Consider the following 24,456-nt stretch of genomic DNA (forward strand, 5'->3'; position numbering starts at 1 on the left):
CGACTATAGCGAAGCCACCGTGAATCCCGGTCAGCGCAGCGCGTTTTCCGGCACGTCGATCTCGGCCGCGATCGCGAGGTGATCCGACTGCGCCGCCGCGAACGCTTCCATCCTCGCGACCTGCAACTCGGACGTGGTGAGGATGTGGTCGATCGCGCGCTGCGGCCGCCAGCTCGGGAACGTCGGCACGCACAGCGACGGCGGCTGCAGGCGCGTGCGCTTGTAGAGCGTCTGCATCTCCGGCCGGTCCGGATCGCAGTTGAAGTCGCCCATCAGGATCGCGTGCGGATGGTCGTGCAGCAGCTCGGCGATGAACGACAGCTGCGATGCGCGCGATCCCGCGCCGAGCGAAAGATGCGCGACGGCGACCGTGAGGCCTTCGTCGCCGTTGCCGAACTGCGCGAGCAGCACGCCCCGCCCGCGCACGCGGCCGGGCAGGGGATGGTCGTGCACTTCGACCGGTTCGAGCTTCGACAACAGCCCGTTCGCGCTCGACGCCACGCCGCCGACGCGGCGGTTCGGCTGGTGGCTCCAGTACGCGAAGCCCCCGCGTTGCGCGAGGTAGTGCGTCTGGTTGGTGAACCCCGACCGCAAGCTGCCGGGGTCGCTTTCGTTGAGGCCGACGATGTCGTGGCCGCCCGCGAGTTGCGCGATCGCATCCAGGCTGCCGCGCTTGTTGCCGGCGGGCAGCACGTGCGACCAGCTGCGCATCGCGTAGTCCGTGTAGCGGCGGGTGCTCGACCCGGCCTGGATGTTCGCGCTGAGCAGCTTGAGGCGGCGGTTCGACATCGTTCCCGCGATCAGCCCTGCGACGGAGCGGCGGCCGGCGCGGCGGGGCCGGCCGTGGCCGCGCGTTCGCGCGCAATCAGCTGGCTCGCGATGCGGATCATGTCCTCGAAGCTGTTGCCGGTGACGCGGTACTTGCCGTTGACGATCAGCGTGGGCGTGCTGTTCGCGCCCGAGCGGATCATGAACTGGCGGCCCTTGTTGACCTGCGCGTTGACCGAGAAGGAATTCATCGTGCTGAGGAATTCCTTCGGGTTCGCGCCGTACTTGCCGTAGAAGTCGGCGATCTTCTGCTCGTTCGGGCCGTCGCCTTCGCCGGGCATGGACTGCGTCACGTGGATCTCGCGGATCAGCGCGCTGTGCGACTTGTCGACGAGGTTCATCGCTTCGGCGACGTAGAACGCCTTCGCATACGGGTTCCACTCGGGGCCGAACGGCGCCGGCACGTACGAGAAGCGCACGTCGGCCGGGAGCTTGGCCTTCCACGATTCGACCAGCGGGTCGAACGCGGCGCAGGCCGGGCACACGTAACCGAACACTTCGACGACTTCGATCTTGCCGTTGAGCGGCTTCCACGGCTCGCCGTTCTTGATCACTTCGTAATCGCGGCCTTCGACCAGGCCCGACGGATCGCTCGCCGCGGCGAGCGCCTGCTGCGCGGCGGCGTCGGCGGCCGGATCCTGCGCGACCGCGGCGGTGGAGGCGGCGGCCGGCGCGACGGTCGCGCTCGCGGCGGGTTCGTCGGCGCTGACCGGCATCGCGGCCGTGGAAGCGGCAGCCGCGGTGTCGGCGGCAGGCGGGGTGTTCGACTGGCTGCACGCGGCGAGCGCGAGGAGCAGCAGGGGAAGCAGGACGCGTGGGGTCATGGGTCGATCCTCGGAAACCTGGGGGGAATGGCGATGTTCGATCAGCGCGGCGGGTTCTTGACCAGCGCGGCGGTGTTGGCGAGCAGATCGTCGAGCGAGCGGCCCATCACTTTCCAGCGGCCGGCAACGATGATCGTCGGCGTGCCGCCAATCTGCGTGCGGCCGATGAAGTCGTGCGCGGCCTTCACGCGTGCGGCAACCTGCGGGCTCTTCTGCGCGGCCGCGAACTTGTTCGCGTCGATGCCGAGCGTGGCGTAGAACGCGGCGATCTCGCCGTCGGTCGCATTGCGCGGCAGCGCGTGGTCCGCGTGCAACGCCTCGAACGTCGCGACGTGCGTGCGCGGCAACACCTTCAGCGAATCGGCGGCGAAGAACGCGCGCGCGAAGTCATCGTCGAGGCCGTAGGCCGCGGGCACGTAACGCACCTTCGCGTTCTTCGGCAGCGTGGCTTTCCATGATTCGAGCTTCGGCGCGAGGTCGGCGCAGTGGATGCACGTGTAATGGAAGATCTCGGCGACTTCGATCTCGCCCTTGCCGACCTTGTCCCACGTGCCGGGATTGGCGAGCGTTTCGTAATGCACGCCCTCGACCGGCGCGGCCGGCGCGGACTGCGCGAACGCGGCGACGGGCAGCAACAGCGACAACAGCATCAAGGCTAGGAGGCGGGTCATCGGCGGTCTCTGGCTCGCGGTTCGTTTCAAAAAAAACGCCGGCCTCAGTGTGGGGCCGGCGTACGGATCAGGGTCGTGAACGCTTCGACAGCTTGCGCTGGTCGAGGTTCCCGCCGGCGTCACTGCTGCGCGGCGACGTCGTCCGAGCGATGGTGGAGGCCCTGGACGTAGGAGGCCAGCGACTGGATCTCTTCGTCGGTCAGCGGCTTCGCCACTGCGGCCATGACGTTGAACAGGTGCGGTTCCTTCGCCGTGGTCGTGCCCGTGCGGTATTCCTCGAGGCGACGCTGCACGTAGGCCGACTGCTGGCCGGCGATGGCCGGATAGGCCGGGCCCGGGTTGCCGGCGCCGGAGGGACCGTGGCACGCCATGCACGCGGGGATGCCGCGCGCCACGTCGCCCTGGCGGAAGAGGCGCTCGCCGACTTCGTAGAACTTCATGCCGGCGTTGGGGCCGGTGGCGATCGGGGTGTCGTCGGCCACGCCCGCGCCCGCCTTCTGGGTCGCGAAGTGCGCACCGAGGTCGCGCATGTCCTGCGCGCTCAGGGGGTCGGCGAACGGCTTCATCACCGCGGCCATGCCGGTGTTGCGCTCGCCGCTCTTGAACAGCGCCAGCTGGTGCGCGATGTAACGCTCCGGCATGCCGGCCAGGCGCGGGTACTGCGGGTCGGTCGGGTTGCCGTCGAGGCCGTGGCAGGCCGCGCAGGTGCCGGCGAGCGTCGCGCCCTTCTTCGCATCGCCCCAGACCGGCTTGGCCTCGACCAGCGGCTTGGTTTCCACCTGGGCGTCGGGCGCGACAGGGGTCACGGTGGACTGGGCGAAGGCGACGGCGGCGACCGCGAAAGCGGCGGCAAGACCGGCGTAGCCGAGGACGCGTGCGTGGCGCATGCAAAGCTCCGTAATTCGGGAACCGGTGGGCTCGAACCCATCCGGGGGGTCGCGGACCACACAAAGCGGTCGCGAAGGCGCGGGATTATCGACGGCGGCGTACGGGGCGGTCAAACCGCAGGGCGGGTGCCCCGGGCGCGGGTCGGCCCGCGCATGCGATCCTGTGCGCATGGCCAACCCTTTTGCCCGCGCCCGCTATGTGCTGTCGGCGCACAACTACCGTCAACTGCCGCCCGACGAAGGCGCCGAGATCGCGTTCGCCGGCCGCTCCAACGCCGGCAAGTCCAGCGCACTCAACGCACTCGCCCAGCAGAACGCGCTCGCCCGCGTGTCGAAGACCCCGGGCCGCACCCAGCAGCTGGTGTTCTTCGAAGTCGCGCCGCAGCGGCACCTGGTCGACCTGCCGGGCTACGGCTACGCGAAGGTCCCGCAGGACCTGCAGGCGCATTGGCAGCAGTTCCTCGACGGTTACTTTTCCACGCGCGATGCCCTGCAGGGCCTGGTGGTCGTCATGGACATCCGCCACCCGCTGAAGGACTACGATCGGCAGATGCTTGGGTACGCGGCCAATCGCGGCATTCCCGCGCATGCGGTGCTGACCAAGGCCGACAAGCTCGGGCGCGGTGCGGCAGGCAACACGCTGCAGGCCGTGCGCATGGAGCTGTCGCGCGTGTTCGGCGACACCGTGTCGGTGCAGACCTTCTCGGCCGAGTCGAAGCAGGGCGTCGACGAGTTGCGCGCCGTCGCCGCGCGCTGGCTCGGCCTCTGACGCAACGCCGCTTGCGCGACAAGCCGCGCTCGCGGAACGCCAGCATCCCAATGGCGTGACGATCACCTGAACACGCGAGGACTATAGTGCCTCGATGTCGAGTCTCAGCAACGTCGCCGAACTTCCCATCACCGACCGGCGCGAACTGGTCGAATACCTCGCGTCCGGGAACAAGCCGCGCGCCGACTGGCGCATCGGCACCGAGCACGAGAAGTTCGGTTTCCGCACCGACGATCTGCGCGCGCCCACCTTCGACGGCGATCGCGGCATCGAAGCGCTGCTCGATGGCCTGCAGCGCTTCGGCTGGAAACAGGTGCAGGAACACGGACGCACGATCGCGCTGAGCCGCGAAGGCGCGAACGTGTCGCTCGAACCCGCCGGCCAGCTCGAGCTCTCCGGCGCGCCGCTCGAAACCATCCACGACACCTGCCGCGAAACCAACGGCCACCTCGCCGAAGTGAAGACGGTCGCGTCGGAGCTCGGCCTGGGCTTCCTCGGCATGGGCTTCCAGCCGAAGTGGCGCCGCGACGAAATGCCGTGGATGCCGAAGGGCCGCTACAAGATCATGCGCGAGTACATGCCCAAGCGCGGCGATCTCGGCCTGGACATGATGACGCGCACGTGCACCGTGCAGGTCAACCTCGACTTCGCCAGCGAAGCCGACATGGTGAAGAAGTTCCGCGTGTCGCTCGCGTTGCAGCCGATCGCGACCGCGCTGTTCGCCGACTCGCCGTTCACCGAAGGCAAGCCGAACGGATTCCTTTCCTATCGCTCGCACATCTGGACCGACACCGATCCGGATCGCACGGGCATGCTTGATTTCGTGTTCGAGGACGGCTTCGGCTTCGAGCGTTACGTCGACTACCTGCTCGATGTCCCGATGTATTTCGCGTATCGCAATGGCGAATACCTCGATCTGTCGGGCAAGTCGTTCCGCAAGTTCCTCGACGGCAACCTCGACGTGTTGCCGGGCTCGCTGCCGACGCTGCGCGACTGGTCGGACCACATGACCACCGCGTTCCCCGAAGTGCGCCTGAAGAAGTACCTCGAGATGCGCGGCGCCGACTCCGGTCCGTGGAATCGCATCTGCGCACTGCCCGCGTTCTGGGTCGGCCTGCTGTACGACGATGCCTCGCTCGATGCCGCGTGGGACCTGGTCAAGGACTTCAACCGCGCCGAACGCCACGCGTTGCGCGACGGCGTGCCGAAGCACGCGTTGAAGTTGCCGGCGCGCCTGGGCAACACGCAGGCGACCGTGCGCGAACTCGCGATCGAAGCGCTGAAGATTTCCGCCGCGGGCCTGCACCGTCGCGCGCGCCACAACAAGAGCGGCTCGGACGAACGCGTGTTCCTCGACCCGCTGATCGAATCGGCGGAAGCCAACCTGACCCCGGCGGAGCGCAAGCTCGCGCTTTACCAAGGGCCGTGGGAAGGCAACATCGACCGCGTTTTCAGCGAGTTCGCGTACTGAGCGAACCGCGCGTCAGAAGACCGCTGCAGTGAGCTTCGTATCGGACCACTGCCACGCAGCGTCGAATTGCTTGCGCGTTTCCGCCGCCGCGACCTTGTCGCCCATCGCTTCCTGCGCCTGCGCGAGGCCGAACAGGCCCCAGCCGTTCTTCGGGAATTTCACCAGGTCGTTCCGGAACGCCTTCGCCGCTTCGTCCGGGCGCTTCGCCGCCAGCAACGCGTTGCCGAGGAAGTTGTTGACCGGGAGCGGCCAGTCGGCGGGCTCGTTGTAGATCAGGCGGTCCTCGATCTCCGCGGCCGCGCGCAGTGAAGCGATCGCGGCGTCGTGCTTGCCTTGCGAGGAGAGCAGCTCGCCGCGCAGCACACCGGCGCCGACCTTCAGCAGATCGCCGACGTAGTTCGTCGTGCCGAGCATCAGCTTCGCCAGTTCCGGATCGTCCGCGAGTTTCTGCAACGCATCGAGTTCGCGCTGCGCCTCGGCCACGTTGCCCTTGCGCACCTGCGCCAGGCCGCGCGCGAAGTGCCAGATGCCGGTGGGATAGGCCTGCGGCGCGGGCGACTGTTCGCGCGCGAGGATCGCGTCCCACTGCCCGAAGCGCACTTCGGTCTGCAACGGCGCGACCACGTAGTGCTGCATGAAGTTGAGCGCATCCAGCTGCGTCATGTCCGCGCGCTGCCGCGTCTGGTCCGCGGACTGCGTGGCCAATGCGCGCGATCCCATCAGGCCCGCGCTCAGCACGGCGAAGTGCCAGTTGTGCGGCACGTAGCCGAGCGGATACATGCCGTTGCTGCCGCGGCACACCGCGAGGAAATCCTTGTCGGCGGTGGAGGCGCGGAAGTTGGTCGTCGTGGCGTCGTTGTAGCGGCCCGTGCGGATGTAGATGTGCGCGGGCATGTGCACGAGGTGGCCCGAACCGGGCGCGAGGTCGCCGAGCGTGTCGGCGAGCGCTTCGGCGCGCGCGGGATCGGCGGAGGCCTCGACCGCGTGGATGTAGTAGTGGATCGCGCCGATGTGTTTCGGATTGCGCTTCAGCACGGTCTCGATGGCGCCGACGATCTTCGGTGTGTCGGCGTTCGGCTCGCCCGCCGGCGTCCAGTAATTCCACGGCGACAGGTCCATCAGCGATTCGGCGTACATCGCCTGCGCGTCGTCGTCTTCGGGGAACTGCGCGACGACCTTCGCCATCGCATCGGCGTACGCGCGATCGAGCGGCGCGCGATCCGCGGGCGCGGGATCGGCGTAACGCAAGGCCAGCGCTTCGATGAGCGCGCGGTCGGCGGGCTTCGCGTTGGCGGCGAGCAGCTGCGCCTTCTTCGCGAGCGCGGCGGCTTGCGGCGCGACGTCGGGGACCATCGGCATGTTGATGTTCGGACCGAGCACGAGCGCCTGGCCCCACACGCACATCGCGCATTCCGGATCCAGGCGCGCCGCTTCGGCGAACGCATTGCCCGCCGCCTGGTGGTTGAAGCCGTACATCATGCGCAGGCCCTGGTCGAAGTAACGCTGCGCAGCGGGCACCTGCGTGCCGATGTCGCGATGCAACTCGCCGAAGGTCTCGAACAGCGGCGGTGCGGGCGTGGCGGCGGCTTCCTGTTTCGGTGTGCTGGCTTCGCAGCCGGCAAGCAGCAGGACGGTGGCGACGGCGACGGGCAGGAGAGCGCAACGCATGGGCTCGGCTCACGGTTGAGGAATCAAGAGACACCAACGTCATGCGCGACATGCAGCGGCCTTCCTCGATGGTGTAGCGTTGGCGGCTCGCCTCAGACCGGAGCCCCCACCGTCATGAAGTCGCGCGCCGCCGTTGCGTTCGCCCCCGGAAAGCCGCTGGAAATCGTCGAGATCGACGTCGCGCCGCCGAAAGCGGGCGAAGTGCTCGTGCGCATCACGCATACCGGTGTCTGCCACACCGACGCATTCACCCTGGGTGGCGACGATCCCGAAGGGCTGTTTCCCGCCGTGCTCGGCCACGAAGGCGGCGGCGTGGTCGTCGAAGTCGGCGAAGGCGTGACCAGCGTGCAACCGGGCGACCACGTCATTCCGCTCTACACGGCCGAATGCGGCAAGTGCAAGTTCTGCCTCTCCGGCAAGACCAACCTGTGCCAGGCCGTGCGTGCGACGCAAGGCAAGGGCGTGATGCCCGACGGCACGTCGCGCTTCTCGTACAACGGCCAGCCGCTGTACCACTACATGGGCACGAGCACCTTCAGCGAATACACCGTCGTCGCCGAGGTGTCGCTCGCGAAGATCGACCCGCAGGCGCCGCTGGAGAAGGTGTGCCTGCTCGGTTGCGGCGTCACCACCGGGATAGGTGCCGTCCACAACACGGCGAAGGTGAAGCAGGGCGACACCGTCGCGGTGTTCGGGCTCGGCGGCATCGGCCTTGCGGTGGTGCAGGGCGCGAAGCAGGCGGGCGCGTCGCGCATCATCGGCGTCGACACCAATCCGTCGAAGTTCGATCTCGCGCGCGACATGGGCGCGACCGACTTCGTCAATCCGAAGGACCACGCCAAGCCCGTCCAGGACGTCATCGTCGAGATGACCGACGGCGGCGTCGACTTCAGTTTCGAATGCATCGGCAACGTCGATGTCATGCGTTCGGCGCTCGAGTGCTGCCACAAGGGCTGGGGCGAGAGCGTCATCATCGGCGTCGCCGGCGCGGGGCAGGAGATCCGCACGCGGCCGTTCCAGCTCGTCACCGGGCGCGTGTGGCGCGGTTCTGCGTTCGGCGGCGTCAAGGGACGCACGCAGTTGCCGGGCATGGTGCAGGCGGCGATGCGCGGCGACATTCGCCTGGATCCCTTCATCACCCACACGATGCCGCTGGAACGCATCAACGAAGCGTTCGACCTGATGCATCGCGGCGAATCCATCCGCACCGTGATTCATTTCTGACGGGGTCGTGTCGATGCGCAAGATCGAATCGCACGCGTGCTTCGGCGGCACGCAGGAAGTGTGGGAACACGACGCGACGTCGACATCGTGCGCGATGCGTTTCGGCATCTACCTGCCGCCCGACGCACAACGCCGCCCGTGTCCGGTGCTGTACTGGCTGTCGGGCCTGACCGCCACCGAGCAGAACTTCATCACCAAGGCGGGCGCGCAGCGTTACGCGGCCGAACACGGACTGGTGCTCGTCGCGCCCGACACGAGTCCGCGCGGGCCCGGCGTTGCCGATGCCGAGGGCGACGACATCGGACTCGGCGCCGGCTTCTACGTCGATGCGACGCAAGCGCCGTGGTCGGCGCACTACCGCATGCACGCGTACGTCGCCGAAGAGTTGCCCGCGCTGATCGAAGCGCACTTTCCGGTGACCAACGCGCGCAGCATCGGCGGCCATTCGATGGGCGGCCACGGCGCGTTGATCTGCGCATTGCGGCATCCGGCGCGCTACCACAGCGTGTCGGCGCTGGCGCCGATCTGTTCGGCGTCGCGCGGGTGGGGTCGCAAGGCGTTCCATGCGTATCTCGGCGACGATCCCGCGGCGTGGAAGGCATGGGATGCCTGCGATCTGTTGCGCGCGGCGACCCGCAGGTTCTCGCTGCGCGTCGACCAGGGCGATGCCGATCCCTTCCTCGCCGACCGCCTGCAACCCGACCTGCTGCGCGCGGCCTGCGCCGAAGGTGGGCACGCGCTGGATTTCCGCATGCGGCCCGGCTACGACCACGGGTTCTACTTCGTCGCCTCGTTCATCGGCGACCACATCGCGCATCACGCGGCGACGCTGAAGTCCGTGTAGGCGAAGCGCTCGTCGCGCAATACGCGTTCGCCGCGTTCGATCGCGATCGGATGGTCGAACATCGGCCCGTCGTGCACGAGCGTGTGGAACTCGCCGTTCTCGCCGCACGGATCGCAGGACGCGGGCAGGTCGGCGAGCAGCGCCGCATCGAATGCGCGGCCGCTGAACGACGCATCGAGTTGCTGCGTGTCGACGACGCACAACTGCGCGCACAACCCGCCGGCGAGCATCTCGCGCGCGAGCGCGGCCGTGTCGCTGCCGAAGAGCGGGAAGTGCGGCGTCCACCCGAGCCGCGCACACAACGCTTCGCGCCACGCTTTCACGTCGGCGAGGAACAGGTCGCCGAATGCGATCGTCTCGCATGCGGGCCAGCGCGTGCGCGCGTCCTGCAACGCTTGCGCGAACGAGGCCTCGTAGGTCGCGTTGTCGCATTGCGGCGGGATCACCGCTTCGATCACCGGCAACCCCGTCGCGCGTGCCTGCACCTGCAGCAGGTCGCGACGGATGCCGTGCATGGCGATGCGCTCGTAACCCGAGGTCACCGTGGTGACGAGGCCGACGACGTCGGCCTCGCCAGTCGCACGCAACCTGTGCAGTGTCCAGGCGGCGTCCTTGCCGCCACTCCACGACAACACCATCTGCCTGCGCATCGACGCTCCATGCCATGGGCCTGCGTCGATTATCGCCCTTGCATCAAGGTGCCGGACACAAACGGCATTGCACGTCGCCGGTGTCGCTCCTGTCGTTTCCGCTGAGCGCGCCTTCCGCGCTCACGCCCGCTTCGTTGAGGAAGGCGGCGGCGCCAGGGCTGGTCTGGCTACCGTTCGTCTTCGTCGGGATGTAGCAGTGGGTCACGACGAACGAGCCATTCACGCCGAGCGTGGTCGGCACGGCGGCACCCGTCAGCGAATCCGCGGTCACCGCGACCTCGCTCCCGCCTTCGGGGGCGTCGACCAGCGCGATGTTCACCAGGCCTTCGTTCGACTGGTTGGTCACCGTGATCTTGTTGCACACCCGCGGCTGCACGGTGTTGCCGACGGCGATCACTTCGACCGTATCGCAGGCCTTGGTCACCTGGACCGCGGTTTCGAAGGGTGGCTCGCAGGTCTCCTCCATGACGAAGCTGCCTTCGACGCCGTCCGCACCATCGCCCGCCGTACCGGTGACGTTGTTGAACAGCCTCTCGGTCGTGTGGTCGCACGCGACTTCGACGGTCGCGGTATCGCCGGACGCCAGCGACGTCGCCATCGGCGAGGCGGTCCCTGTCTGCAGCCATTGGCCGGTGTCGGTGCGCTTGCAGCGCGGGAAGCCGGTCGGCTGCGTGGTCGCGTTGGCGCCGAAGGACAGCGTGATGTCTTCGGCGAACGCCACGTCCGTCAGCGTGCCGCCGATCGCCTTGACGTTGACGTCGTAGGTGCTGGTGAGGAACTGGCCGTTCGTCGAGATCGTCGTGGCCTTGCAGACCTTCGTCACTTCCACGCCGCACTGTCCGAACGTCTGCAGCACGTAGTCCTTCAACTGCGCGTCGGTCGACGACGAACTGCGCGTCATCGCGAGCACGGAGGAGAAGCACGTCGTCGGATCCAGCCCCAGCGCGCCGAGGTCGATGGCGCCTTCGAAGAACGTGCCGACCGGGAACATGTTGTCGGCGGGCTTCACCGCCTGCTGGCCGAACACGTAATCGGCGAACACCGTCGGGATCGCGACCTTGGTCTTGTTCGCCGCCGCGCACATGCCGTTGTCGGGCGCGTTGATGCCGACGTCGCAGAACACCTGCGGGATCGGGTCCTTCGGCTTGAGGCCCGCGGCGGAGGATTTCACCGTCGTGAGCGGCACCGCCGCCGAGCCGTTCCACACGAACACGTTGATGATGCTGCTGCCGCCGCCCTTGTTGAAGTCGGAGGTGATCAGGATGTCGCCGACCGAGTGCGCGCCCGAGAAGTTCGAGCCCGGCAGTTCCTTGATCGACTTCTTGAAGAACCAGAAGCCGATCGCGGAGTCACCGTCGTTCACCAGGCGGGTCGCACCGAAGTACAGCAACTTGTCGCCACTGGGTTGCGGGTATTCCTTCGCGAACGCATGCACGAGGTCGTCCTTGCCCGGCACGCTGTTGAAGCCGTGCTGCCAGTAGTTCGTCGTGATACCGGTCGAACTGACGTCGCGTTCGTCCTTCGATCCGCCCTGGATGTAGACGTCGTCCGTGGTCGAGCTTGCGACCACGTCCTTCTTCACGACCGGGCTGTTGTTTTCCCAGTCCTCGCCGCCGTTGTTGTTGTCCACGGCATTGCCGTCGATCTCCAGGGGTTCACTGGGTACCAGCGCGATTGCGGTGAGGGCTACCAAACCGATGCCCAGTGCCATGGAAAGCGCGAGGGGCCATCGCGTCCGCAGCCCCTGCCTCTTGGTGTTCCTGTACATGGTATGCTCCTTTCGGGTAGGGGAAGCGCAACGCAGTCCGAATCCCCCGCCGGGCTGCGGCGGCAGAGCATCCAATGGCCGCTTTCACATGGGGAATCACGCGTCCGGGTGATGGGTCCCCCTGTCCTCCCACGCGCGACTCATGCGTTGCATCCGCACGTTCCGCACATACCTCACGTCCCGCACAAAAAAAGGCGACGGAGGTGTGCTCCGTCGCCAGGTGGCTGCATGAAGGGGGAACATGCAGCGGAGGACGAGGTGCGCGATCGTGTCGCGCTGGGGGATGCGAGCGTCCCCCTGCGGGCTTTCACGCACAATCGTTTTGGTGGGTGAACAAACGGGTGACCGCTTTCGCGAAGCACGCGCGTTGGCAAACATGCGGCGAATCAGGGGCGCCGAGCTTTCCTATTGCTCGGGAACCCTGACGATGAGTGCGATGCCTGTTCTTGTGATCGGTCTGGACGCTGCATGGCGCACGCGCATGCAGCACCTGCTCTCGCTGCGTGGCGAACTCGACTGGCTGGGGGCCTATGCGCCTGCCCAGCCACGCAACGGCGCGAATTCCCCGCCTGCGTTGCTGCTGCTCGACGGCGACGACCCCGGTGTCGAGCGCGAGCGACGGAAGCCGCAACTGCCTCCTCCGAGGCGGCTCTACTTCTATCGCAACCCCAATGTCGACGCGCTACGGCACAGCATCGATGCGCAAGGGCATGCGTGCCTGGGCAAGCTCGACCCGCCCGAGATCGTGATGCGCGCGATCCGTGCCGCCGAGTCGGGCCTGTTCGTCGTCGCGCCCGAACTGCTGGTCGAGTCGCTCCATGCAGGTACCGGCGTTCCCCCGCCATCGCCGATGCCGGATCCGCCGTTGCACGGCACGCCCGATCATCCCGGCGACTGGTCTTCGCTCACCGAACGCCAGCGCGAGATCGTGCACTGGGCCGCGCGCGGCATGAGCAACAAGCAGATCGCGCGCCAGCTCGGCATTTCGCCGGAAACGGTGAAGACGCACCTGCACCACGTGTTCGAACGCGAAGGCGTGCATGGACGCATGGCGCTGCTCGCCGCGCACGTCAGCAGCCCGGAACGCGCTTCGTCGTAACCGCTACGCGGCGACGTCGCGCAGCTGCCATCCATCGCCCGCGAGCAGGCGCAGGCGATGGCGCAGGATCGCCGCGGACAACGTCGTCTTCGCGAGCAGGTCGATGCGCAAGTCGTGCTGTTCGCCGGTGACGGTGGCGTTCGGATCGGTGACGGCGAGCGCGTCGTCGATGTCGTCCGGGTCGTCCTGCCGCGCGGCCCAGCGCTCGAACAGCGAGCGCGTGCGCAGCGCATCCTGCAGTTGCGCCGCGAATTCCTCGGCGCCGTTGGCGGTGAACGACGTCGCCGCGTCCGCGCCGCGCGCGGACTTCGGATCGGGCAGGCTCAGATAGAAACGGGTCATCGCGTTCCTCCGGGATCGCGTTCGTCGGGATCGCATTCATCGCGATCGTCGCGAACCGCGTGCGTGCGCAGCGTCAACGTCAGCCTTCGAACGTGTGCGGCTCCGACGCGAAGCCCACCACCACCGCACCCTTGCCGACATTGACCATGCCGGTGAGGCTCATGACGCTCTCGAACATCTCGACGTTGTAGCTCTGGCAGGTCACGCGCAGGTCGTCGTAGCCGGGCAGGGCGCGCATTTCCTCGAGTTCGCCGCCGTAGCTGAGGCACACGGTGGGCGTCATCAGGCCGCGGCGCACGCGGTCGGCGGTGTGCGCGAACAGGCGTTGCACCGCGTTGTCGAAACCCTTCACCTTGCCGATCGGTGCGGTTTCGCCGCGATAACCGCGCAACACCGGCTTGATGTCGAGCGCCGAACCGAGCGCCGCGCTGAGCAGGCCGACGCTGCGGTCGCCCTTCTTGCGCGCGCGGGCGCGCAGGTAATACAGGTCGCGCGGGATCATGTAGCCGTAGGTGTGCAGCGCGAGGTGTTCCAGGCGCGCGCGGATCTTCGGCGCGCCTTCGCCGGCCTGCAGCAGGCGCACGGCTTCGACGGCGGTGATGCCCTGCGCGGCGAACAGCGTCTGCGTGTCGATCACGCGCAGCGAGAACGGCGTGTCGTGGCCCGCGGCCATGCGCACGCCGCGGTACTCGTTGAGGATCGCGTAGCTCGCCTGCAGCGCGTTGTCGTAGATCGGGCTGCGCGTCCTCGTGATCGTCATGCAGAACACGTAGTCGTAGTCGATCACGAGCTTGTCGAGGAACAGCGCGGTGATCTGCTCGACGGAGAACGGCGAGGTCTCCGCTTCGGCGCCGCCCTCGGCGACGTGCGAATGCAGGAAGGCGAGCGTCTCGCGTTCGTCGCGCTGGTCCACGCGCGTGGCATCGCCGATGTGCACGGTGATGGGCAGGATCGTGAACCCGTTGCGCCGCAGGTATTCGCCGGGCAGGTCGCACGCCGAATCCACCACCAAACCGATACGCATGCGTCACTCCTTCCGCGTGATGCCGATGGGCAACTTCGAAATACGCTGCATTTCAGCATCCTGCAGCACCGACGGATCGTGCAGTGCAGCAAGCGCGAAGGGATGCGCGTCGTTGCCCCAGAACAGCGCATCGCCGACCTGCAGCATCGGCACGCCGTACACGCCGGCAGCGATCGCGGCCTCGGTGTTCGCGCGCAACGCCGCTTTCACCTGCGGCGTGACGATGGCTTCGGGCGCCAGGCCCAGGCGATCGAGCAGCGGACGCAGCGCGGCGTCGCCGTCGACCGGGCGGCCATCGCGCCAGATCCAGTCGAAGATCGTATCCACCGCATCGGCGCCGCTGTCCGCGGCGATGCACGCGCGCAGCGCGCCGAGCGGGTTGAACGGATGCGCGGGCGGAAATACAAGTGGCACGCCTTCGGCGCGCGCCTGCCACAGCACGTGCCGATAGGTGAACTCGCGTTTGCCCGGAATCTCCGCGGGGCCGCGCTGGCCCACCGCGGACAGGACCGCGCCGAAGACGACCGGCACCGGCTCCACCGCGTGCGTCGCACGCAACGCCTTCACCTTCTGCCAGTGCAGGTAGGAGAACGGCGAAAGGAAGTCGAAGTACCAGCGCAACGGCGCGTCCATCGTCAGTGCCAGAGACCCAGGATCAGGCCGTACAGCGCGAACTGCAGGATGTGGTAACCCGAGTCGATCAACCACAGTTTGAGGCTGCGGCCTGCGAACGCGTAGTTGATCCCGAAGCTCATGGCGACGAAGAAGAAGCCGACCATCAAGCCCGCGTGCACCGTCTTCCACAACTCCGGGCCGGTGTTCATCAGGTGCAGCAGCATCGCGAAGCCGTACGCAGCGATCAGCGCCGCGACGAACGCGACGCCGAACGTTTTCGCCGGATGCGATTTCGGCGCGGCGTTCGGGTCGATGCCCGCTTCGCGGCACCACGCGTTCTTGAACAATGGCCCGTACCAGATGCCGCCGAGGACGAAGGCAGACACGGCCGCGGCGACGATGGCCAACCAATTCAGATGATGCATGTCGGAACCCTCCCCGGCTCCAGCTCCAAGTAGGGATTTACTCGGAGCCCGCAGGATACGCCCGCGGCAGGGCCGATGGCGCACGCATGTAACGATCGCGAAGTTCCGTCTGGCGCGACTTCATCGGCTGCGCGCGGCCATCGAGCCACACCTGCTCGGCGACGCTCGACACTTCCAGCGGATCGCCGCTCCACAGCACGAGGTCCGCGCGCTTTCCGACCGCGATCGTGCCGAAATCGCCGGCGACGCCGAACGTTTCCGCCGGCACGCGCGTCAGCGCGGCAAGGCCGTCTTCCCACGGCAGGCCGTTGGCCACCGCGTTGCCGGCCATCTGCCGGATCTTGCGCGCGTGGTGCGAGCCCGCGCTCTGGATCGCGACCTGCACGCCCGCCGCACGCAGGCGCGCGGCGTTCTCGAGCGTCGCGCCGATCTGGTCGAAGTCGCCCGGCAGGTCGGCCAGCGTGTCGACGAACACCGGCACCTTCGCCGCGGCGAGCTGGTCGGCGACCTTCCACGCTTCCGCGCCGCCGGAAACCGCAATGCGCACGTTGTTGCGCTTGCTCCAGCGCAGCAGCTGCACGATGTCGGCCGCGCGATTGACGCTGACGACCATCAGTCCGCGGTTGTCGAGGAACTTCGCCAGCGCGGCGCGGCCCATCGGATTGAGCATCGCGAACTTCGAGTCCGGCGACAGGCGGCCGCGCGCTTCGGCGACGAGCTGGTCGAGGATCATCCACTGCGCCGCGCGCGAGTTGCCGGTCATCGACGACGCACCGGACCCGAGCGACACGAACAACACCTTCGCGCCCACCGGGTCGAGCGAACCGTCCAGGCGAACGACGCCGCCCTGGCCCGCGACGATCGATCCGCCGGTCGTCGACCCCGCGGCGAGCAACGTCCAACCGAGGCCTTCCACGCGCGCGACCGGCAGCAGCACCGATTCGGGGTTGTAGGCCAGCGTCACGTCGAACTCCGGATGCACCGCCGGATCCTTCTCTTCGCCGAGCGCCTGCGCGCTGTCGACCGTGCTGCTTTCGCCGGAGACTTCCTCCAGCCCGATGTCGGTGATGCCGGCGAACAACGCAGGCGTCAGAGCATGGCCGCCGGCATCGACGACGGTCGCATTGCCGGGGGCGAGGTTCGCGCCGATCGCGGCGATGCGGCCGTTGCGCACGAGCACGTCGGTGTTCTCGAGCGTGCCACGCGAGGTCGCGGTATGCACCTTCGCGTTGCGCACCAGCAGGTCCTGCGCGAACGCGGCGCCCGACAGCGCGAGCGCGCATGCGGCGACGAGCGCCTTCGTCATCATCGACCGTGTCATGAGCTTGTTCATCGCACACCCCCGCGCGCACCGGCCGACTGGCCGAGCATGAAGTCCGATTTCGGCTGCCGCGACGGATCGTTGCGGTCGTACATGCGTGCGCCGTCGATGTAGACCTGTTCGGCGTGCGCGTACACGGAGAACGGATTGCCGTTCCACACCACCACGTCGCCCATCTTGCCGGGCTCGAGCGTGCCCGTCTGGTCGAGGATGCCCATCGCCTTCGCGGGGTTCTGCGTGAGCCAGAGGATCGCGTGCTCGGGCGTGATGTCGATGCCGACGCGATGCGCGTTGGCGATCACCTTCGCCGCTTCCTGGTTGAGGCGCTGGATGCCTTCCTCCGAATCCGAATGCACGATCGCGCAACCGTTGGGGGCGCGATCGACGAGCGCGATGTTTTCCTGGATGCCGTCGAAGGCTTCCATCTTGAAGCCCCACCAGTCGGCCCACAGCGCGCCGCATACGCCTTCCGCGGCCAGGCGGTCGGCGATCTTGTAGGCCTCGACGCCGTGGTGGAACGCGGCGATCTTGAACCCGAACTCCTTCGCGAGGTCGAGCATCGTCGCCATTTCATCCGCGCGGTAGCAGTGGATGTTGACGCGGATGTCGCCGTTGATCGCGCCGGCGAGCGTGTCGTTCTTCAGGTCGCGCGCGCCGGGCTGGGCGTCCTTCGCGTCCTTGCCTTCGCCGTTCGGCTTCTGCTTCTTCAGGTATTCGGCTGCTTCGATGAAAGCCGCGCGGTAACCGGCGACGTTCGCCATGCGCGTCGCCGGGCCGCCCTTCTGGCCGTACACGCGCTTCGGGTTTTCGCCGCACGCCATCTTCAGGCCCCACGGCGCGCCCGGGAATTTCATTCCCTGGTACGTGGTGGACGGGACGTTCTTCAGCGTCGCGCCGCGACCGCCGATCAGGTTCGCCGACCCCGGCAACACCTGCAGGCTCGTGATGCCGCCCGCGAGCGCGGTGAGGAAGCCCGGATCCTGCGGCCAGATCGAATGCTCGGCCCACACGTTCGGCGTGACCGGGCCGGTCATTTCGTTGCCGTCGCTGTGCGCGCTCATGCCCGGGCTCGGATACACGCCCAGGTGCGAGTGGATGTCGATGATGCCCGGCGTGACCCACTTGCCCTGCGCGTCGACGCGGATCGCGCCGGCCGGCGCCTGCAACCCCGTGCCGACCGCGACGATCCTGCCGTCCTGCAGCACGACGTCGGCGTTTTCCAGTCGCGTGCCGGTGCCCGTGAGCACGGTCGCGCCGGTGATGAAGACCGGCGGGGAAGCCACGCGCTGGTAGGTGCTCGCATACGGATCGTCGAGCCAGCGCGGCTTGGTCGACGCGGCGGGCGCGTCGCTCTTCACGGTGCCCGCGCTGCTGGCACAGCCGGCGAGCAGGACCGTCGCGACGACGGCGGCCAATGGCTTGATCACATCCTTCCCCTTTCGTGAGTGCGCCAGGCGCAACCCCCGCACGCTAGCCATTGTGCGGCGCGATTGCCAACGTGCCTTTGGTCACGCCGCGCATAGAATGTGCTGCATGAAGGACAAGCCGCAGATCGTCGAGAACTGGTTGCCGCGCTACACCGGCGTTCCCCTGGAAGGCTTCGGCGAGCACATCCTGCTGACCAACTTCGGCGGCTACCTCGGCCATTTCGCGCGGCTCACGGGCGCACAGGTCGTCGGCCTCGACCGTCCGATGCCGAGCGCCACGGTCGACGGCATCACCATGATCAACTTCGGCATGGGCAGCCCCAACGCCGCGACGGTGATGGACCTGCTGTCGGCGACGATGCCGAAGGCGGTGCTGTTCCTCGGCAAGTGCGGCGGGCTCAAGCGCAAGAACCTGCTCGGCGACCTCGTCCTGCCCATCGCCGCGATCCGCGGCGAAGGCACGTCCGACGATTACCTGTTGCCCGAAGTCCCCGCGCTTCCCGCATTCGCCCTGCAGCGCGCGGTGTCGACGATGATCCGCGACCTCGGCCACGACTACTGGACCGGCACCGTCTACACGACCAACCGCCGCGTGTGGGAACACGACGAAGCCTTCAAGGAGCGCCTGCGCGCGATGCGTTGCATGGCGATCGACATGGAGACCGCGACGTTGTTCGCCGCCGGGTTCGCCAACCACATCCCGAGCGGCGCGTTGCTGCTCGTGAGCGACCAGCCCATGGTGCCCGAAGGCGTGAAGACCGAAGCGTCGGACGCGCGGGTGAGCGCGGAGTTCGTCGAACGCCATATCCAGGTCGGCATCGAGGCGCTGCGCCTGATTCGCCGCCATGGCAAGAGCGTGAAGCACCTGAGATTCGACGAATGATCGACGCACGCGAGGTGATCGACTTCTGGTTGCAGGCGGGGCCGACGAAGTGGTTCCGCGGCGGCGCGGCGTTCGATCGCGAATGCGAAGCGCGGCTGGGCGCGGCGCATTTCGTGGCGGCGTCGCGCAAGCTCGACGACTGGATGATGACAGCCGACGGCGCCCTCGCGCTTTTGATCCTGCTCGACCAGGTGCCGCGCAACATTTTCCGCGGCACCGCGCACATGTACGCGACCGATTCGCTGGCGCATCGGTTCGCCACACGGGCGATCGACGCAGGCTTCGACACGCAGGTCGATCCCGCGCTGCGCATCTTCTTCTACCTGCCGTTCGAGCACTCCGAGGCGCTCGCCGACCAGGAGCGCGCCGTGGCGCTGCACGCCACGTTGCCGAAAGGCGACGACGGCGGATGGGCGAAGAAGCACATGGAAGTGATCCGCCGCTTCGGGCGTTTCCCGCATCGCAATGCGGCGCTGGGTCGCGAAAGCACGCCCGAAGAACGCGAATGGCTGGAGGCCGGCGGCGGTTTCTGAAGGCGCTTCACCGTCTTCAAGCAGGCGGACGTACCTGAAGGAACTCCCTCTGCTGCGTGGAAGGGCAGGGCAGGGGTTGGGTCGCGTCAGTTAGCATCGCCCCATGATCACGACCCTCGCCCTGCTCGCCGCCACTGTCGCCGCGCCCACGTTGCCAGCGTCTTCGCAAACCGCGCCTGTCGCGCCCGCACCCGTTGCCGCATCGCCGGTCGTCGCGTCGCTCGACTACGACGCCGCCAAGGCGCTCGCCGATCGCGATGAAGCCGCGATGTCGAAGATCGCCGCCGACATGCTGCGCCGCTCGCAATCGGGCGTGCTCGGACGCGCGGCCGATGCCTGCCGCACCGACGAAGCGATCAAACCCTTCACCGTCGTCCTCGAACTCGACGCGAAGGGCAACGCGACCGGCCACTGGCGCAACGCCGACACGGGCCTGGCCAAGTGCATGGAAGACAAGTTGTCTCGGCAGATGTTCTACGTGCCGTCGAAGGCGCCGTTCTATATCTCGTTCGAAGTGTCGTTCACGCCCTGATGCCTGCGCCGTCGCGAGCCAACGTGAGCGCAGGCATCGACGCGACCTGGGCGGCTACGACCTATGGAAGCTACAAGGCCCCCGTCGGGGGCCTTGCTGTATTGGTCGGCCTTGGCATCGCTTCGCGCGGCGCGACGAAGCTGTTCGACCGACGTCGCTGATTAGTACTTCGCGACGCTCGAATCGACGTCAGCCCACGCGTCGATGCCGCCGGCGATGTTGTAGACCTCGCGGAAGCCCTTCGTGCGGAAATGCTCCGCCGCCTGCTGGCTGCGGCCGCCGCGATGGCAGAGGAACGCGAGCGCGGTGCCCTTCGGCAGCGCTTCGATGTCTTCAAGGCCGTTGTCGAAATTCAGCACGTCGCCGGCGATCGACGCGAGCGCGCGTTCTTCACCCGGACGCACGTCGACGATGCGTAGCGTGCCGGCGTTGCGGCGCTCGATCGCCTGCGCGGGCGTCATCGACTGCACCGGCTTCGGCGCGTTGGGGTTGTCGATGATCAGGCCGCGGCCGCGTTCGTCGTCGGCCCAGTCGATGTTCAAACCTTCGGCGCGGCGTGCGCCGGCGAGGTCGAACTGCACGCGGATGCCGTCGACTTCCGCGGTCACCGCGTTCGGATCCGGCTGTGCGAGGTGCAGCCGCGTGCGGTACTGCGCATCGATGTCCATGCGCACGACGACGTCGCCGCCCGCATCGGTGATCGCGTTGCGCAGCATTTCGATGGCGGAGGCGCCGATGCGGATGCGCGGCGGCGTGCGATCGGGTTGCGGCAGGCCGAGCGCGGAATGCAGTTCGCCGGAGTTCGCCATCTGCTCGATGATGTCGCTGCCGCCCACGAGTTCGCCGCCGATATAGAGCTGCGGGATCGTCGGCCAGTCGCCGTAGAGCTTGATCGCTTCGCGGATCTCGGGATCCGACAGCACATCGACATGCTTGTAGTCGATGCCGAGCGAGTTCAGCGCGCCCACGGCCTTCGCCGAAAAACCGCACTGCGGAGACTGCGGCTGGCCCTTCATGAACAGGACGATGCGGTTGTCCGACAGCAGCGTGTCGATGCGCGAGCGCAGGGCGGGGTCGAGGGACATGGCGTGGGCGTGGTGTTCGGGGGAACGCGTATTGTAGACCTGTGGGTGTTGGGGGGCCGGAAAGGGGAAGGCGGGAAGGCGGGAAGGCGGGAAACGGGAAACGGGAAACTCGGGAAACGGGAGGCGAGCGCCCCTTCGACCGACGGGACCACGAGCCGAAGCGTAGGCCTGTCTCCCGTTTCCCGAGTTTCCCGTTTCCCGTGTTTCCCGTGTTTCCCGTTCCCCCTCTCCAAACCTATGATCCCACCGTGACCCCCACCGCCCCACGTCTCACGCCGAAGCATCCGCACGCCTGGGCGTACTTCCTCGCGCTGTCGCAGGCGCTGGTGGTGTTCCTGTGGTGGCGCTTCGGCTGGCAGGTGGGCGTGCCGGCGATGGTGTTGTCGCACGCGCCGTTCTGGTGGGCGACGCTGGTGCCGGATTCGGCCCTGTTCAGCCCCGTGTTGCGGCGCCTGCCCACGCAGGCGCAGGTGGCCTGGCTCACGATCGACGACGGCCCCTCGGAAGACACGCACGCGATCCTCGACCTGCTCGACGCGCACGATGCGAAGGCCACGTTCTTCCTCGTCGGCGAACGCGCGCGCGCGCGGCCCGATCTCGTGCGCGAGATCGCGCGCCGCGGCCATGGGATCGGCAACCACAGCGCGACGCATCCGCAGGCGTGGTTCTGGGCGCTGCCGCCGCGCCGCATGCGCGAGGAAATCGAACGCACGCAGGCGACGCTGCGCGAACTCACCGGCGCGACGCCGCAGTGGTTTCGCGCCGTGGTCGGCATGGCGAATCCGTTCGTCGCCGCGGTGTTGAAGGCGCACGGCATGACGCGCGTGGCGTGGAGTGCGCGTGCCTACGATGCGTTCGCTTCGGACCCCGCGGTGGTGGCCGATCGCATCGATCGCCAGCTCACGCCGGGCGCGATCGTGTTGCTGCACGAAGGCGCGAAGCACGGCCGCAACGTCGACGCGGTGCGCGCGGTCCTCGAACGCCTGCAGGCGCGCGGCTATCGCACGATATTGCCGGACTAGTCGCGCGCCGCGACGATCCGCCAGTTGTTGAACGGCGTGTTGCCGAACAGCGGCGTGAATGTCGCGCGCAGGCCCGCGCGTTCGAACTGCGCGCGCAGCGCATCGGGATTCGGGTAGCCCTTGGGCGCCGACGGCATCCAGTGCAGGACGCGCGAGAGCACGTCGATGCGGCGCGTGGTGCGCGCGCGCGTGCTGCCGTCGTCGAGGCCGGTGCGGATCACCAGGCGACCACCGGGCGCGACGCGATCGATCGCTTGCGCGACGACGTCCGCTTGCATGTCCGGCGGCACGAACTGCAACACGTCGAGCACGGCGACGCTGCCGTGGTGCGCGGGCAGGCCGTCTTCGACATCGACCACGTCGAACGCGACCTCGTGCAGTCCCGCGCGTGCGGCGCCGCGTCGCGCTTCGCCGATCTTCGGCGCATCGATGTCGACGCCGCGATACGCCATCGACAGGCCCTGCGCGCGCAACGCGTGCGCAAGCAGCCCGATGCCGCAACCGACATCGAGCACCGGCAGCGACGTGCCGCGCAAGGCTTCGATCACGCCCGGATACAGCGGATCGGTGCGCAACTTCGCGCGCGAGTAGTAATAGAGCGTGCGATTGCCCCACCAGCGTTCCGGCAGGAACGCGCGCGCGATGCGCAGCGCTTCGGCCGGCGGCAGGGCGGCGTCGTTCATCGCGCCATCAACCGGCGTACGACGGGCAGCGCGAGGCCGGTCCACGTCGTGTACATCGCGGCGGAAGGATGCAGCCCGTCTTCGGCGACCTGGTCCGCGTCGGCGCCGCGTTCGCGACTCGCGGGCGTGATGTCGACGTACGCGACGCCGCGCGCCTCGGCGATCTCGCGTGCGATCGCGTTGAACGCATCGATCTCGCCGCTGACGTCGCCGCGCGTCGGCGCTTCGTTGATGCCGAACGGCGTGATCGCCCAGTCCGGGATGCTCAGCACGAGCACGCGGTCGGCGCGGCCGTTCGCGAAACCGATCGCGCGCGCCAGCAATTCGGCGAACTCGGTGCGGTAATCGGCGAGGCTGCGGTTGCGATACTGGTTGTTCACGCCGATCAGCAGCGAGACGAGGTCCCAGTGGCCGAGCGGTTCGGCGGCGTCGATCGCGGACGCGAGTTCGTCGGTGGTCCAGCCGGTGGTCGCGATGATGCGCGGATCGCGCAGCTCGATGCCTTCCTCGCGCAGCGCGCGCGCGAGCTGCACCGGCCAGCGCATGTCGGCGTCGACGCCTTCGCCGATCGTGTAACTGTCGCCGAGCGCCAGGTAACGCACGGTCACGCGACCGCCGCGCGACGCGCGACCACGGCTTCCGCACGGCGGTCCAGCACGCGTTCGATGCGCGCGAACACATCGCGCAGCACGTCCGCTTCCGGCAATAGCGTCACGCGGAAATGGTTGCGATATGGCACGTTGAAGCTCGACCCCGGCACGACGAGGACGTCTTCCGTCTCCAGCATTTCCAGCGCGAACGCGTGATCGTCGAACCCTTCCGCCGCATCGCCGACGACCGCGGGAAATCCGTAAAGCGCACCTTGGGGCGCGACGAGCGAGAGGTGTTCGCTCGCTTCGCAACAGTCGATCAATGCGCGGCGCGTGTCGTGCAGGCGGCCGCCCGGGGCGGTGAGCGCGCGGATCGTGTCTTCGCCGTGCAGCGCCTGCTCGATCGCGAACTGGCCGGGCACGTTCGCGCACAGGCGCAACGCACCGAGCAGATCCATCGCGTGGTGGAAGTCGCCGCTGGCGAGCGGATCGCCGCTCAGCACGGCCCAGCCCACGCGCCAGCCGCAGGCGCGATGGACCTTCGACAAGCCGCCGAACGAAAGGCACGGCAGGTCGCCGGCCAGCGGCGCGAGCGGCTGGAACGTCGCGTCGTCGTACAGGATCTCGTCGTAGATCTCGTCGGACATCAGCAGCAGGTGGTGCTTTGCGGCGATCGCGACGATGCGTTCGAGCAGTTCGCGCGGATAGCTCGCGCCGGTCGGGTTGTTCGGATTGATCAGCACGATCGCGCGCGTGCGCGGCGACACGAGCGACGCGATTTCTTCCGGATCCGGCAGGAAGCCGTTCTCCGGATTGCAGCGGTAGTAGACCGGTCGCCCGTCGTTGAGGATCGTCGCGGCCGACCACAGCGGATAGTCGGGCGAGGGCAGCAGCACTTCGTCGCTGGGATTGAGCAGGGCGCGCAGGCTGAGGTCGATCAGCTCGCTGACGCCGTTGCCGACGAACACGCGCTCGGGCGATGCGTTCGGCGTTCCGCGCAGGCGATGGAACTCGGCGATGGCTTCGCGCGCGGCGGGCAGGCCCTGTTGGTGCGTGTACGGATCGGTGCCGGCGATGCGATCGGCAATCGCGCGCTGCAGGTGTTCCGGCGCACGGAAGCCGAACGCGCCCGGGTTGCCGATGTTGAGCTTCACCAGCGTGCGACCCTGGGCCTCGAGTTCGCGGGCCCGGCGGGCCAGTTCGCCGCGGATCTCGTAGCGGACTTCGGACAGGCGCTCGCGGGTTTTCAGGCTCGGCATCGACATCGTTGC

At 67.9% G+C, this 24,456-nt stretch carries 26 protein-coding genes; 9 read left to right on the top strand and 17 right to left on the bottom strand.

Features of this window, described 5'->3' with window-relative positions; genetic code table 11:
• Positions 1-30 precede the first annotated feature (30 nt).
• The 4 genes from LK996_RS14140 to LK996_RS14155 form a co-directional block, all read right to left on the bottom strand.
• A complete protein-coding gene (locus tag LK996_RS14140) occupies positions 31-768 on the bottom strand; it encodes an endonuclease/exonuclease/phosphatase family protein (protein WP_230528261.1) in 738 nt (245 codons plus the stop codon).
• Positions 769-800: 32 nt separating this feature from the next.
• On the bottom strand, positions 801-1,652 hold the full coding sequence (locus LK996_RS14145) for a thiol:disulfide interchange protein DsbA/DsbL (RefSeq protein ID WP_230528018.1): 852 nt from the start codon (positions 1,650-1,652) through the stop codon (positions 801-803).
• Positions 1,653-1,693: 41 nt separating this feature from the next.
• Positions 1,694-2,323, bottom strand: a complete 630-nt coding sequence (locus tag LK996_RS14150) for a thiol:disulfide interchange protein DsbA/DsbL (RefSeq protein ID WP_230528019.1) — start codon at positions 2,321-2,323, stop codon at positions 1,694-1,696.
• Between the two features lie 119 nt (positions 2,324-2,442).
• Positions 2,443-3,210 (bottom strand): c-type cytochrome, encoded by a 768-nt coding sequence (locus LK996_RS14155; RefSeq protein ID WP_230528020.1) that lies wholly within the window; start codon positions 3,208-3,210, stop codon positions 2,443-2,445.
• A gap of 169 nt (positions 3,211-3,379) precedes the next feature.
• On the opposite strand from LK996_RS14155, the gene yihA reads away from it, so the two are divergent.
• Complete coding sequence (gene yihA / locus LK996_RS14160; protein ID WP_230528021.1) at positions 3,380-3,979, top strand: ribosome biogenesis GTP-binding protein YihA/YsxC; 600 nt, start codon at positions 3,380-3,382, stop codon at positions 3,977-3,979.
• Positions 3,980-4,073: 94 nt separating this feature from the next.
• The gene (locus LK996_RS14165; RefSeq protein WP_230528022.1) at positions 4,074-5,450 is read left to right on the top strand and encodes a glutamate--cysteine ligase; all 1,377 of its coding nucleotides are present in this window, start codon (positions 4,074-4,076) and stop codon (positions 5,448-5,450) included.
• Positions 5,451-5,462: 12 nt separating this feature from the next.
• Here the strand turns inward: LK996_RS14165 and LK996_RS14170 are convergent, their stop codons facing one another.
• The gene (locus tag LK996_RS14170) at positions 5,463-7,118 is read right to left on the bottom strand and encodes a hypothetical protein (protein WP_230528023.1); all 1,656 of its coding nucleotides are present in this window, start codon (positions 7,116-7,118) and stop codon (positions 5,463-5,465) included.
• 114 nt (positions 7,119-7,232) lie between these two features.
• On the opposite strand from LK996_RS14170, the gene LK996_RS14175 reads away from it, so the two are divergent.
• Complete coding sequence (locus tag LK996_RS14175) at positions 7,233-8,342, top strand: S-(hydroxymethyl)glutathione dehydrogenase/class III alcohol dehydrogenase (protein ID WP_230528024.1); 1,110 nt, start codon at positions 7,233-7,235, stop codon at positions 8,340-8,342.
• Positions 8,343-8,355: 13 nt separating this feature from the next.
• Positions 8,356-9,186 carry an S-formylglutathione hydrolase gene (gene fghA, locus LK996_RS14180; RefSeq protein ID WP_230528025.1) on the top strand — a complete coding sequence of 277 codons (831 nt, stop codon included), beginning with the start codon at positions 8,356-8,358 and terminating at the stop codon, positions 9,184-9,186.
• Here fghA and LK996_RS14185 read toward each other — a convergent pair.
• Positions 9,159-9,836 (bottom strand): Dph6-related ATP pyrophosphatase, encoded by a 678-nt coding sequence (locus tag LK996_RS14185; protein ID WP_230528026.1) that lies wholly within the window; start codon positions 9,834-9,836, stop codon positions 9,159-9,161. The two genes, fghA and LK996_RS14185, sit on opposite strands and share 28 nt — an antisense overlap.
• 43 nt (positions 9,837-9,879) lie before the next feature.
• Entirely contained in the window at positions 9,880-11,547 is a 1,668-nt protein-coding gene (locus LK996_RS14190; RefSeq protein WP_230528027.1) for a hypothetical protein, read from the bottom strand.
• A gap of 493 nt (positions 11,548-12,040) precedes the next feature.
• Here LK996_RS14190 and LK996_RS14195 point away from each other — a divergent pair, with 493 nt between their 5' ends.
• On the top strand, positions 12,041-12,703 hold the full coding sequence (locus LK996_RS14195) for a helix-turn-helix transcriptional regulator (RefSeq protein WP_230528028.1): 663 nt from the start codon (positions 12,041-12,043) through the stop codon (positions 12,701-12,703).
• Between the two features lie 3 nt (positions 12,704-12,706).
• On the opposite strand, the gene LK996_RS14200 is transcribed toward LK996_RS14195, so the two are convergent.
• From LK996_RS14200 to LK996_RS14225, 6 genes are all read right to left on the bottom strand, one after another.
• A complete protein-coding gene (locus LK996_RS14200) occupies positions 12,707-13,045 on the bottom strand; it encodes a hypothetical protein (RefSeq protein ID WP_230528029.1) in 339 nt (112 codons plus the stop codon).
• A gap of 79 nt (positions 13,046-13,124) precedes the next feature.
• Positions 13,125-14,069, bottom strand: coding sequence for a DegV family protein (locus LK996_RS14205; protein ID WP_230528030.1), 945 nt, complete (start codon positions 14,067-14,069; stop codon positions 13,125-13,127).
• Between the two features lie 3 nt (positions 14,070-14,072).
• Entirely contained in the window at positions 14,073-14,702 is a 630-nt protein-coding gene (locus LK996_RS14210) for a 2-hydroxychromene-2-carboxylate isomerase (RefSeq protein ID WP_230528031.1), read from the bottom strand.
• 2 nt (positions 14,703-14,704) lie between these two features.
• Complete coding sequence (locus tag LK996_RS14215) at positions 14,705-15,109, bottom strand: DUF1761 domain-containing protein (RefSeq protein WP_230528032.1); 405 nt, start codon at positions 15,107-15,109, stop codon at positions 14,705-14,707.
• A 37-nt stretch (positions 15,110-15,146) separates the two neighbouring features.
• Positions 15,147-16,442: an amidohydrolase family protein gene (locus LK996_RS14220; RefSeq protein WP_425493791.1), complete on the bottom strand. Its 1,296-nt coding sequence runs from the start codon at positions 16,440-16,442 to the stop codon at positions 15,147-15,149.
• Entirely contained in the window at positions 16,439-17,788 is a 1,350-nt protein-coding gene (locus LK996_RS14225; RefSeq protein WP_230528263.1) for an amidohydrolase, read from the bottom strand. Before LK996_RS14225 ends, LK996_RS14220 begins: the two co-directional genes overlap by 4 nt.
• A 175-nt stretch (positions 17,789-17,963) precedes the next feature.
• On the opposite strand from LK996_RS14225, the gene LK996_RS14230 reads away from it, so the two are divergent.
• The 3 genes from LK996_RS14230 to LK996_RS14240 all read left to right on the top strand — a co-directional run bounded on the left by LK996_RS14230 (position 17,964) and on the right by LK996_RS14240 (position 19,805).
• The gene (locus LK996_RS14230; protein ID WP_230528033.1) at positions 17,964-18,740 is read left to right on the top strand and encodes an AMP nucleosidase; all 777 of its coding nucleotides are present in this window, start codon (positions 17,964-17,966) and stop codon (positions 18,738-18,740) included.
• Positions 18,737-19,273 (top strand): DUF924 family protein, encoded by a 537-nt coding sequence (locus tag LK996_RS14235; RefSeq protein WP_230528034.1) that lies wholly within the window; start codon positions 18,737-18,739, stop codon positions 19,271-19,273. Before LK996_RS14230 ends, LK996_RS14235 begins: the two co-directional genes overlap by 4 nt.
• Before the next feature lie 103 nt (positions 19,274-19,376).
• On the top strand, positions 19,377-19,805 hold the full coding sequence (locus tag LK996_RS14240; protein ID WP_230528035.1) for a hypothetical protein: 429 nt from the start codon (positions 19,377-19,379) through the stop codon (positions 19,803-19,805).
• Between the two features lie 161 nt (positions 19,806-19,966).
• Here the strand turns inward: LK996_RS14240 and grxD are convergent, their stop codons facing one another.
• The gene (grxD, locus tag LK996_RS14245; protein ID WP_230528036.1) at positions 19,967-20,890 is read right to left on the bottom strand and encodes a Grx4 family monothiol glutaredoxin; all 924 of its coding nucleotides are present in this window, start codon (positions 20,888-20,890) and stop codon (positions 19,967-19,969) included.
• Between the two features lie 248 nt (positions 20,891-21,138).
• Here grxD and LK996_RS14250 point away from each other — a divergent pair, with 248 nt between their 5' ends.
• Complete coding sequence (locus tag LK996_RS14250) at positions 21,139-21,912, top strand: polysaccharide deacetylase family protein (RefSeq protein ID WP_230528037.1); 774 nt, start codon at positions 21,139-21,141, stop codon at positions 21,910-21,912.
• Here the strand turns inward: LK996_RS14250 and LK996_RS14255 are convergent.
• From LK996_RS14255 to LK996_RS14265, 3 genes are read right to left on the bottom strand one after another with little or no spacing between them, the layout of a single operon-like run.
• Positions 21,909-22,580, bottom strand: coding sequence for a class I SAM-dependent methyltransferase (locus LK996_RS14255; RefSeq protein WP_230528264.1), 672 nt, complete (start codon positions 22,578-22,580; stop codon positions 21,909-21,911). The genes LK996_RS14250 and LK996_RS14255 overlap by 4 nt on opposite strands.
• A gap of 11 nt (positions 22,581-22,591) precedes the next feature.
• Complete coding sequence (locus LK996_RS14260) at positions 22,592-23,203, bottom strand: SGNH/GDSL hydrolase family protein (RefSeq protein WP_230528038.1); 612 nt, start codon at positions 23,201-23,203, stop codon at positions 22,592-22,594.
• Positions 23,200-24,450 carry an aminotransferase class I/II-fold pyridoxal phosphate-dependent enzyme gene (locus tag LK996_RS14265; RefSeq protein ID WP_230528039.1) on the bottom strand — a complete coding sequence of 417 codons (1,251 nt, stop codon included), beginning with the start codon at positions 24,448-24,450 and terminating at the stop codon, positions 23,200-23,202. Before LK996_RS14265 ends, LK996_RS14260 begins: the two co-directional genes overlap by 4 nt.
• Between the last annotated feature and the right edge of the window lie 6 nt (positions 24,451-24,456).

The sequence above is a fragment of the Noviluteimonas lactosilytica genome, from assembly GCF_020866925.1.
Lineage (GTDB): Bacteria > Pseudomonadota > Gammaproteobacteria > Xanthomonadales > Xanthomonadaceae > Noviluteimonas > Noviluteimonas lactosilytica.